This is a genomic window from Cupriavidus basilensis (assembly GCF_029335485.1).
Lineage (GTDB): Bacteria > Pseudomonadota > Gammaproteobacteria > Burkholderiales > Burkholderiaceae > Cupriavidus > Cupriavidus basilensis_E.
The window spans coordinates 1-9,460 of record NZ_JARJLM010000337.1 but is presented as its reverse complement, the minus strand read 5'-3'; the positions used below and the strand labels follow the sequence as shown (position 1 = coordinate 9,460).

Here is a 9,460-nt window from a genome sequence, read left to right as displayed (position 1 = left end):
ATAGGGCCAGCGGTGATGCAATTCAGTTGCGTCAACTGCGTACCCGCAAGCGATATCGGCGAGGGCGCGGCAGGGGGCGCGAGGCGCCAGCGCCACGCCGCCCGCCTGGTTTGCGTCTATCATCGCCAGCAGGCGGCACGGCAGGCGCATGGGCAGGCATGGGCGCCGCGGCGCAGCCCTATTTTCCGCCGCGCTTTCGTGCGCTACGAGGAGACCCAGCATGCAGAACGACGCCAGCGCCCTGCTGTTCCCCAATTTCGAACCCTTCCGCATGCAGATCGGCGACATCGGCATCGCCGGCGTGCGCGGCGGTTCGGGCCCGCCCCTGCTGCTGCTGCACGGCCATCCGCAGAGCCACCTGATCTGGCACAAGGTGGCACCGGCGCTGGCCGACCGTTTCACCGTCATCGCCACCGACCTGCGCGGCTATGGCAGCAGCAGCGCGCCGGCGGGCAGCGCCGGCCACGAGAACTACAGCAAGCGCGCGATGGCGCAGGACCAGGTGGAGGTGATGGCGCGCCTGGGCTTTACCCGCTTCGCGCTGTGCGCCCACGACCGCGGCGCGCGCGTGGCGCATCGTCTGTGCATGGACCACCCCGGCCGGGTCGCGCGCGCCATGCTGCTGGATATCGCGCCCACGCTGGCCATGTACGAGCGCACCAGCATGGCGTTTGCCGCCGCCTATTGGCACTGGTTCTTCCTGATCCAGCCGGCGCCGTTCCCGGAGACGCTGATCAATGCCGAGCCCGAGTTCTACCTCAACAGGCTGATGGGCCTGCGCCACGCCGGCCTGGGCCCCTTCGTGCCTGACGCCATGGCCGCCTATGCCGCCGCCATGCGGGATCCGGCCCATGTGCACGCCATGTGCGAGGACTACCGCGCGGCCGCCACCATCGATCTCGACCACGACCGCGCGGACCGCGAGGCCGGCCGTCTGCTCGGCTGTCCGCTGCGCGTGCTGTGGGGCGAGCATGGCGTGGTGGCGCGCTGCTTCGAGCCGCTGCCGCTGTGGCAGGAGGTGGCCGGCGATGTCAGCGGCCGGGCGGTCCCTTGCGGACATTACATTGCCGAGGAGGCGCCCGAGGTGCTGCAGGCGGAAATGCTAGCTTTCTTCTGCTGATCCTTTTTTGGGCTGGCTGAGGCGAGTTCGATACATTTGGCGTGGCGGGCCGATGAAATGTCTTAACGGGTTATTCCGGATATTTGCCACTTTTCGACATTGATAGCATTGCGCTCCGGTCGCGCGGCCCAAGCCGCGGCGGCCGTATGCGCTGTGCCCGCGTCATGGTCGGCGCTGCCGCCCGGATCGGGCCGGCGGCGCAGGGGCGGCCGCGCCCGACAGGGTGCGCCGCTCCGGCCGGGGCAGTGCCGGAACGGGAAAAGAAGGGTATCCAGGAGATAGCATGAAACGAGTTGCACAGTTTGTGGCTGCCGCGCTGACGGTCGGCATGATGGGAATGCACGCGGGCGCGCAGGCGCAGGAATACCCGGGCAGCAAGCCGGTCTCGGCGGTGGTGCCGTTCTCCGCAGGCGGCCCGACCGACAAGGTGGCGCGCGAACTGGTCATGATCATGTCCAAGCACCTGGGCACCACGATGGTGATCGAGAACCTGGGCGGCGCGGGCGGCACCATCGGCGCCAAGAAGGTGGCGCAGGCCAAGAACGACGGCTACACCATCCTGATCCACCATATCGGCATGTCGACCGCGCCGGCGCTGTACCGCAATCTCGGCTTCGATCCGCTCAAGGACTTCGAGACCATCGGCGAGATCGCCGACGTGCCGATGGTGATGGTCGGCAACAAGAACCTGCCGCCCGCCAGCTTCAAGGAGCTGTTGCCCTACATCAAGGCCAATGCCAGCAAGCTGTCGCTGGCCAACGCCGGCATCGGCTCGGCCTCGCACCTGTGCGGCCTGCTGTTCCTGAGCGCGATCCAGACCGATCTGACCACGGTGCCCTACAAGGGCACGGCGCCGGCGCTGACCGATATCCTGGGCGGCCAGGTCAACCTGATGTGCGACCAGACCACCAATATCGCCGGCCAGCTCAAGGCGGGGGCGCTCAAGCCCTATGCCGCCATGCAGAGCCGCCGCGTGGAGGCCTTCAAGGACATCCCGACCGCCGCCGAACAAGGCCTGCCGGGCGTCGAAGTGAAGATCTGGCACGCCATGTACGCGCCCAAGGGCACGCCCAAGCCGGTGGTGGACAAGCTCTCCGCCGCGCTGCAGAAGGCCGTGACGGACCCGACCTTCCGCGCCAAGATGGCCGAGCTGGGCGCCGAGGCCGTGCCGGCCCAGCGCGCCACGCCGGAATCGCTGAAGACCTTCCTGGCGGGGGAAATCGGCAAGTGGTCCCCGGTGATCAAGAAAGCCGGCGTGTACGCGGACTGAACCGTCGGATCGGGGACACCGCCCCGACGCTGGCGTGGGAGAGGGAGGCGAACCGACAGTGCTGCAAAGCTTGTCAACAAAAAGGCCACGCGCGATGCGTGGCCTTTTTGCTTGTCCGTTCCCCCGCGGATACCCCGCCCGGGCGCGTGCGGTGGCAGCCTCGTATATAGTGGATCGAGTGCATCCGGCCCCGCATAGGACGCGGAGATAGCCTCTCGAAGCGGCCCTTGAATTCGGCCGCACCCGTCGCCACCTACCTCCCTGACATATTCTCGCGAAGCCATCATGGAACAGTATCACGGCACTACCATCGTCAGCGTCCGGCGCGGCAACCAGGTTGCAGTCGGGGGTGACGGCCAAGTCACGCTCGGCAATATCGTGATGAAGGGCACCGCACGCAAGGTGCGCCGCATCTATAACGGCAAGGTGCTGGTCGGCTTCGCCGGCAGCACCGCGGACGCCTTCTCGCTGCTCGACCGCTTCGAGGCCAAGCTGGAGAAGTACCAGGGCAACCTGACCCGCGCCGCCGTCGACCTCGCCAAGGACTGGCGTTCGGACCGCGCGCTGCGCCGGCTCGAGGCCATGCTGATCACGGCCGACCGCGACACCACCCTGGTGATCACCGGCAATGGCGACGTGCTCGATCCTGAGGGCGGCGTGGCCGCGATCGGCTCGGGCGGCGCCTATGCGCAGTCGGCCGCCAAGGCGCTGGTGGAAAACACCGAGCTGTCGCCCAAGGACATCGTGGAGAAGTCGCTGGGCATTGCCGGCGAGCTTTGCATCTACACCAACACCAACTTCGTCATCGAGACGCTGGAATGAGCGTCGGACGGCCGCGCAGTCCCCGGACGCGCGGCCGCCTGGGACCGGGGGCCGCCGCGCTCCGGCCCGTCTTCCACTGAACGGATACCATGTCGCATACCATGACCCCGTCGGAAATCGTTTCCGAACTCGACAAGCACATCATCGGCCAGACCAAGGCCAAGAAGGCGGTAGCGGTCGCGCTGCGCAACCGCTGGCGTCGCCAGCAGGTGGAAGAACCCCTGCGCCAGGAAATCACGCCCAAGAACATCCTGATGATCGGACCGACCGGCGTCGGCAAGACCGAGATCGCGCGCCGCCTGGCCAAGCTGGCCGACGCGCCCTTCATCAAGATCGAAGCCACCAAGTTCACCGAGGTGGGCTACGTCGGCCGCGACGTCGACACCATCGTGCGCGACCTTGCCGAGATGGCGGTCAAGCAGGCGCGCGAATCCGAAATGAAGAAGGTGCGCGCCAAGGCCGAGGACGCCGCCGAGGACCGCCTGCTCGACGTACTGCTGCCGCCGCCGCGCGATATCGGCTTCAACCAGCCCGAAGAGAAGGATTCCAACACCCGCCAGGTGTTCCGCAAGAAGCTGCGCGAAGGCCAGCTCGATGACAAGGAAATCGAACTCGAGCTCTCCGCCGGCGCCCCCAGCATGGACATCATGGGTCCCCCGGGCATGGAAGACATGACCGAGCAGATCCGCACCATGTTTGCCGGCCTCGGCCAGGGCAAGAAGGCGCGCCGCAAGATGAAGGTGCACGAAGCCTTCAAGCTGCTGATCGACGAGGAAGCCGCCAAGCTGCTCAACGACGAGGAGCTCAAGCACAAGGCCGTGGCCAATGTGGAGCAGAACGGCATCGTGTTCCTGGACGAGATCGACAAGATCGCCAGCCGCAGCGAAGTGGGCGGCGGAGAAGTGTCGCGCCAGGGCGTGCAGCGCGACCTGCTGCCGCTGGTCGAGGGCACCACGGTCAACACCAAGTACGGCATGATCAAGACCGATCACATCCTGTTCATCGCCTCGGGTGCGTTCCACCTGTCCAAGCCCAGCGACCTGATCCCCGAGCTGCAGGGCCGGTTCCCGATCCGCGTCGAACTGGAATCGCTGTCGGTGTCCGACTTCGAGGCCATCCTGACCCAGACCGACGCCAGCCTGACCAAGCAATACCAGGCGCTGCTGAGCACCGAGCAGGTGCAGCTGGTGTTCGCCCCGGACGGCATCCGCCGACTGGCGGAGATGGCTTTCTCGGTCAACGAGAAGGTCGAGAACATCGGTGCGCGCCGCCTGTACACGGTCATGGAGCGGCTGCTGGAGGACCTGTCCTTCCACGCCACCAAGTCCTCGGGCGAGACCGTCACCATCGATGCGGCTTATGTCGATGAACGCCTGGGCGACCTGGCGGGTAACGAAGACCTGTCGCGCTACGTGCTGTAAGCGGCAAGGCATGCGGGCGGCACCAGCCGCCGCAGGCAAAAGGGGCGCCACGGCGCCCCTTTTTGTCGTCTGTCGCATCCGTTCAGCGCGCGTGAAGGAGAAATGAAGGTCCGTGACTCACACTGGTAAGGCTGGTAAGCATTCGTAAGCACGCTGGTGCGTGCTGCAATGCAATGCCAAAGTGGCGGCGGCCCGATCGTGTGACCCGGCCAGCCGGTCAGCCCCCGCGCTTACCGCTTTGCATGCATCCATTCACCAACCAACCAGGCAGGAGAAACGAAATGAAACGCGAGCTACTGTCCTCGTTCGGCGTGCTGTGTGGCCTCGCCGCGGCAACCGTGTTCCTGTGCGCGCGGCCGGCGGCGGCGCCCTCGGTCACAACCCGTCCGGCGCCTGCGCCGGTGGCACGCAAGCTTGCGGTGCTGGCAGGCAAGGACCTCCCCGCGGTGGCGGATCTGGCCGTGCAGGCCGGCGATCTCGGCTCGCGGGCCGATCGCCATGCCAGCGATGCCCTGCACCTGGCGGCGCAAGGCCTGTCCCCGGAGGACGATCTGGGCTGGGACTACGTGCAACTGCGCCTCTGAGCGCGGTTCGCGGCCCCGGACGCTAGCGCGAAACCGGCCGTTTTCCCAGTTTGCGCTGCAGTGTGCGGCGGTGCATGTTGAGCGCGCGCGCGGTGGCGGAGATATTGCCGTCGTGTTCGGCCAGTACCCGCTGGATGTGCTCCCATTCCAGCCGGGCTACCGATAGCGGCACCGGTTCTTCCATGGCGGCTTCGGCCGCTTCCTCCGATACGCCCGCCATCAGCGCGGTCAGGATCGAATCCACATTGGCCGGCTTGGCCAGGTATTCGTCGGCGCCATGCTTGACCGCCGCCACCGCGGTGGCAATGCTGGCATAGCCGGTCAGCACCAGGATGCGCGCTTCGGGCAAGGCCGCCCGCAGGGGGCCGACCAGGTGCAGGCCGGACTCGGCCGGCGCGGTGCTGCCGGCTTCCGGGGGCGGGCTCAGGTGCAGGTCCAGCGTGACGTACTCGAACGGGGTTTGCGCGGCCAGGGCCAGCGCCTGCTGGCGGTTGTGCGCGATCTGCACCGCGTAGCCGCGGCGCGTCAGCGCGCGTGCCAGGGCGCCGGCGAATACGGCATCGTCGTCGACCACCAGGAAGGGGGCGGCATCGGTGACGCCGGGCTGTGCGCCATCGGCGGCGGGATCGTTCAAGGCGTCGGTCATCGCGGATTCGTGGTCAGGGGTGAAGCTGGCGGAGGCGCCGCCGGCAAGGGTTCCGGAGCGGGGGCGGGCAGGCGCAGCTCGGCCACGGTGCCGCCCTCGTGGTGGTCGTGCCAGGCCAGGCGGCCGCCCATCTGCTGGGCGGCGCTTTGCGCCAGGTACACGCCGATGCCCTGGCCGCCATGCATGCTGGCCATCGGGGCTTCTCCCAGCCGTGCGCGCTGCGCGGGCGGAATGCCGAGGCCGCGGTCGGTCACCCGGAAGGTCAGGGTTGGCGGCGTGCCATGGTCGTCCAGCGAGATCGCCAGCCGCAGGGGAATCTGCTCGTGCCCGGCAGCCAGCTGGCTGCGCGCGGCGTTATCCAGCAGGATCGTCAGGATCTGCCCGACGCGCGCCGCTTCCACGGGCAGGCCCGCGGCGTCGCCAATGGCGTTGGCTTCCAGCCGGGCATGCGGGTGGCGTAGCTGCCAGCGCTCGACATAGCCATCCAGCCACGCATCGATGCGCTGCGGCGCCGCGGTCTCGTGGTCGTCGCGCAGGCGGGCCAGGATGGACTTGCATAGCTCCAGTTGCTGCTCCATGGTCTGCAGGTCCGGCAGGTAGGCGGATACCCGCGTGGCGCCGAGGCGCGGGTCGGCCGCATCGGCGCGCAGCTCGCCGGCGATGACCGCCAGCGTGGCCAGCGGCGTGCCGATCTCGTGGGCCACCGCGGCGGCCTGGTCGTTGAGCGCCTCCACGCGCGCGTCGCGCAGCAATTGCTCGCGCGCCAGGTTCAGCTCGGCATCGCGCTGGCGCAGTACGCCGGACAGCCGCGACACGAATACCGCGATCATGGTGGCGCTGGCGACAAAGTTGAGCCACATGCCGGCCAGGTGGTAGTTGATGGCGTTGTCCGGGTTGTGCAGGTTCAGCGGCACGTACTCGATCAGCATCAGGCTGTAGCAGGCCAGCGCGTAGAAGGCCAGCGCCACCACGTGGCGCCACGGCAGGATGGCGGCGGCGATCGCCAGGCCGGGCAGGTAGAAGGAAACAAAGGGATTGGTGGCGCCGCCGGTGAAGAACAGGATGGCCGACAGCGCCGTCAGGTCGACCATCAACTGGCCCATCAGCTCGGCATCGCCCGGCCTGGCCCCGCGGCCGGTGTGCTGGCGCAGGCGCAGGCCGGTCAGCAGGTTGAACAGCGCCTGCAGGCTGAAGATCGCCAGTAGCGGGCTGTAGGGCAGGATCACGCCAGCCACCGCCTCGCACGACACCAGCAGCGCCGCCTGGCCACCCAGCAGCGCCCAGCGCAGCCAGAACAGGCGGCGCAGGCTCACCAGGTTGTGGCGGACCGGGGTCGCGCCCTGTGCGGTGCTCGGATGGGGGATGACCGTGGCTGGCGGCACGGCGGCGGTGGTGTCCATGCCGCGAGTTTAACAACGACGGGGGCCCGGCCCGCCGTGTGCGACACCGTGCCGCATTGGTCGGTGCCGGGGGCGCTGCCAGACTGTGCGGTTATCTGCCGGGCGGGCATGGCCTGGGCCGGCATGGTCTAATGATTCTTTCGCGACATTCAGTGATTCAGTGGAGATGATCCCGATGCAAGCCAGATTCCTCGCCGCGGTGCCTGCCGCCCTGTTCGCCGCGCTGTGCTCGACCGCGGCCTTGGCCCAGGTCGATGTCAGCAACGCCTGGGCGCGCGGCACCGTGCCGGCGCAGACCGCCACCGGCGTCTTCATGACCCTGCATGCCCACACGCCCGCCAAGCTGGTCGGCGTGAGCACGCCGGCGGCGGCCACGGCCGAAGTCCATGAGATGAAGATGGATGGCAACGTGATGCGCATGCGCGCGCTCGGCGCGCTCGACCTCCCCGCCATGCAGGATGTCGAACTCAAGCCGGGCGGCTATCACGTGATGCTGATGGGCCTCAAGGCGCCGCTGAAGAAGGGCGACAAGGTGGCGCTCACGCTCAAGTTCGAGCAGGGCGGCAAGATGGTCGAACAGAAGGTCGACGCCGAAGTGCGCGACCTTGGCGCAGCGGCCCCGGCGGCCGTTGCCCACGGCGACCACAAGCACTGATGGGGCAAGGGGGCCAGCCCGGGTCCCCGTTGCTCTTTACGCCTCAGCTGCGCAGGCTGATCGCGTCGTCGGGCTCGTCCCCGGCGGCGACTGCGATCACCCGGTCGCGCAGCCAGGAGTGTCCCGGATCGGCATCGGTGCGGTCGTGCCAGATCAGGCTGAAGACAAAGCCCGGCAGCGGGAAGGGCGGCTCGAACACGGCGAAGCGCGGATCCTCCTCGAACGCCGCCAGGCTGCGGCGCGCCGTGGTCAGGACCAGGTTGGTGCCGGCGATCAGGGCCGGCGCCACGCTCCAGTGGGGCAGCACGCAGGCGATCTTGCGCCGCCCGCCCGCCTTGGCCACGGCCGCGTCGATGGCGTCCACGCGCTCGCTGTGGGTGGCCACCAGCACATGCGAGCGGGCCAGGTAGGCGACCTGGTCGAGCTTGCCCAGGCCGCGTACCGTGGCCGCGTCCACCATGCACGCATAGGTCTCCTCGAACAACGCCGTGGTGCGCACACCCTCCGGAGGTGGCCCGAACACGCCCAGCGCCAGGTCGATTTCGCCATCCGCCACCTTGGCTGTCATGGCCTCGCGGCTGGCCTGGCTGACCACCAGGTCGATTCCCGGCGCGACCTTGCGCACCGCACGCAGCAGGCCGGGCAGCAGCGCCATGGCGCCGTAGTCGGACATGGCCAGCCGGAAGCTGCGGCGCGCGGTGGCGGGCTGGAAGCCGGACGGCCCCAGCAGGATACGCACCTGCGCCAGCGCTTCGGCCAGCGGCCCGGCCAGTTCGTGGGCACGCGCGCTGGGCACCAGGCCACCCTGGCCGCGCACCAGCAGCGGGTCGTCCAGCAATTGGCGCAGGCGGCCCAGCGCATGGCTGACGGCGGGCTGGCTCAAGTGCAGCCGCAGCGCCGCGCGCGAGATATGTCGTTCGGCCAGCAGTGCTTCCAGCACCACCAGCAGGTTCAGGTCGATACCGCGTAGATCATTCATGCGGCGCATATTAACCCTATGAAACGAGAATTGGAAATTCGCGGTGCAATATTTCACACTGAGGCTCTCGATCAAGCCTTTGTGGAGATGTCCCGATGCCAGGTTTCAGCAGCGTTTCCCCGGCCTATGCCGGCCTTGTTCCCGTGCTGGTTGCGATTGCAGCCGGGTCCGTGATTCCCTTCCAGGCGGGCGCCAATGCCCTGCTCGGGCGCAGCCTGGGCCACCCGCTGTGGGCGACCGTGGCCTCGCTGCTGGTCAGCCTGGCGGTGGTGCTGCCGCTATTGATGCTGCTCAAGGCGCCTTTTCCGGCACTTGCCGCGGCGGCGCGCGGGCCGGCCTGGATCTGGGCCGGCGGCGTGGCGGGTGTGTTCTATATTTCGGCGGCACTGGTGCTGGCCCCGCGCCTGGGTGCCGGCGGCTTTATCGCCGCGGTGGTGGCGGGGCAGATGGTGGGGGCATTGCTGCTCGACCAGTTCGGCCTGGCCGGTTTCGCGGCGCGAGCCGTGACGCCGGGCCGGCTGGCCGGCGCCCTGCTGGTGGTGCTGGGGGTGGTGGTGATGCAG

Annotated in this window: 10 protein-coding genes; 7 read left to right on the top strand and 3 right to left on the bottom strand. The window is 68.3% G+C overall.

The genetic code is table 11. The features are described 5' to 3' along the window. Positions 1-220: 220 nt before the first annotated feature. The 5 genes from P3W85_RS19910 (at position 221) to P3W85_RS19890 (ending at position 5,217) form a co-directional block, all read left to right on the top strand. Positions 221-1,120: an alpha/beta fold hydrolase gene (locus P3W85_RS19910; protein WP_276266071.1), complete on the top strand. Its 900-nt coding sequence runs from the start codon at positions 221-223 to the stop codon at positions 1,118-1,120. A 283-nt stretch (positions 1,121-1,403) separates the two neighbouring features. Then, entirely contained in the window at positions 1,404-2,390 is a 987-nt protein-coding gene (locus P3W85_RS19905) for a tripartite tricarboxylate transporter substrate-binding protein (RefSeq protein WP_276266070.1), read from the top strand. A gap of 285 nt (positions 2,391-2,675) precedes the next feature. Then, positions 2,676-3,212: an ATP-dependent protease subunit HslV gene (gene hslV, locus P3W85_RS19900; protein WP_006162714.1), complete on the top strand. Its 537-nt coding sequence runs from the start codon at positions 2,676-2,678 to the stop codon at positions 3,210-3,212. Between the two features lie 89 nt (positions 3,213-3,301). Further along, positions 3,302-4,633 (top strand): ATP-dependent protease ATPase subunit HslU, encoded by a 1,332-nt coding sequence (hslU, locus tag P3W85_RS19895; RefSeq protein ID WP_017230355.1) that lies wholly within the window; start codon positions 3,302-3,304, stop codon positions 4,631-4,633. Positions 4,634-4,914: 281 nt separating this feature from the next. Continuing rightward, complete coding sequence (locus P3W85_RS19890; protein WP_017230354.1) at positions 4,915-5,217, top strand: hypothetical protein; 303 nt, start codon at positions 4,915-4,917, stop codon at positions 5,215-5,217. 22 nt (positions 5,218-5,239) lie between these two features. Here the strand turns inward: P3W85_RS19890 and P3W85_RS19885 are convergent, their stop codons facing one another. Next, complete coding sequence (locus P3W85_RS19885; RefSeq protein WP_276266069.1) at positions 5,240-5,863, bottom strand: response regulator transcription factor; 624 nt, start codon at positions 5,861-5,863, stop codon at positions 5,240-5,242. Further along, positions 5,860-7,263, bottom strand: a complete 1,404-nt coding sequence (locus tag P3W85_RS19880) for an ATP-binding protein (protein WP_276266068.1) — start codon at positions 7,261-7,263, stop codon at positions 5,860-5,862. The genes P3W85_RS19885 and P3W85_RS19880 overlap by 4 nt, the downstream gene beginning before the upstream one ends. A 175-nt stretch (positions 7,264-7,438) precedes the next feature. Here P3W85_RS19880 and P3W85_RS19875 point away from each other — a divergent pair, with 175 nt between their 5' ends. After that, the gene (locus tag P3W85_RS19875; protein ID WP_276266067.1) at positions 7,439-7,918 is read left to right on the top strand and encodes a copper chaperone PCu(A)C; all 480 of its coding nucleotides are present in this window, start codon (positions 7,439-7,441) and stop codon (positions 7,916-7,918) included. Positions 7,919-7,961: 43 nt separating this feature from the next. Here the strand turns inward: P3W85_RS19875 and P3W85_RS19870 are convergent, their stop codons facing one another. Continuing rightward, positions 7,962-8,897 (bottom strand): LysR family transcriptional regulator, encoded by a 936-nt coding sequence (locus tag P3W85_RS19870; RefSeq protein WP_276266066.1) that lies wholly within the window; start codon positions 8,895-8,897, stop codon positions 7,962-7,964. A gap of 95 nt (positions 8,898-8,992) precedes the next feature. Here P3W85_RS19870 and P3W85_RS19865 point away from each other — a divergent pair. After that, the coding region (locus P3W85_RS19865; RefSeq protein WP_276266065.1) for a DMT family transporter at positions 8,993-9,460 on the top strand (468 nt) is incomplete at its 3' end.

Coding starts and splice junctions, on each gene's coding strand:
- P3W85_RS19875 (WP_276266067.1), top strand. CDS start 7,439: ATGCAAGCCAGATTCCTCGCCGCGGTGCCTGCCGCCCTGTTCGCCGCG.
- P3W85_RS19905 (WP_276266070.1), top strand. CDS start 1,404: ATGAAACGAGTTGCACAGTTTGTGGCTGCCGCGCTGACGGTCGGCATG.
- hslV (WP_006162714.1), top strand. CDS start 2,676: ATGGAACAGTATCACGGCACTACCATCGTCAGCGTCCGGCGCGGCAAC.
- P3W85_RS19910 (WP_276266071.1), top strand. CDS start 221: ATGCAGAACGACGCCAGCGCCCTGCTGTTCCCCAATTTCGAACCCTTC.
- hslU (WP_017230355.1), top strand. CDS start 3,302: ATGTCGCATACCATGACCCCGTCGGAAATCGTTTCCGAACTCGACAAG.
- P3W85_RS19880 (WP_276266068.1), bottom strand. CDS start 7,263: ATGGACACCACCGCCGCCGTGCCGCCAGCCACGGTCATCCCCCATCCG.
- P3W85_RS19870 (WP_276266066.1), bottom strand. CDS start 8,897: ATGAATGATCTACGCGGTATCGACCTGAACCTGCTGGTGGTGCTGGAA.
- P3W85_RS19885 (WP_276266069.1), bottom strand. CDS start 5,863: ATGACCGACGCCTTGAACGATCCCGCCGCCGATGGCGCACAGCCCGGC.
- P3W85_RS19890 (WP_017230354.1), top strand. CDS start 4,915: ATGAAACGCGAGCTACTGTCCTCGTTCGGCGTGCTGTGTGGCCTCGCC.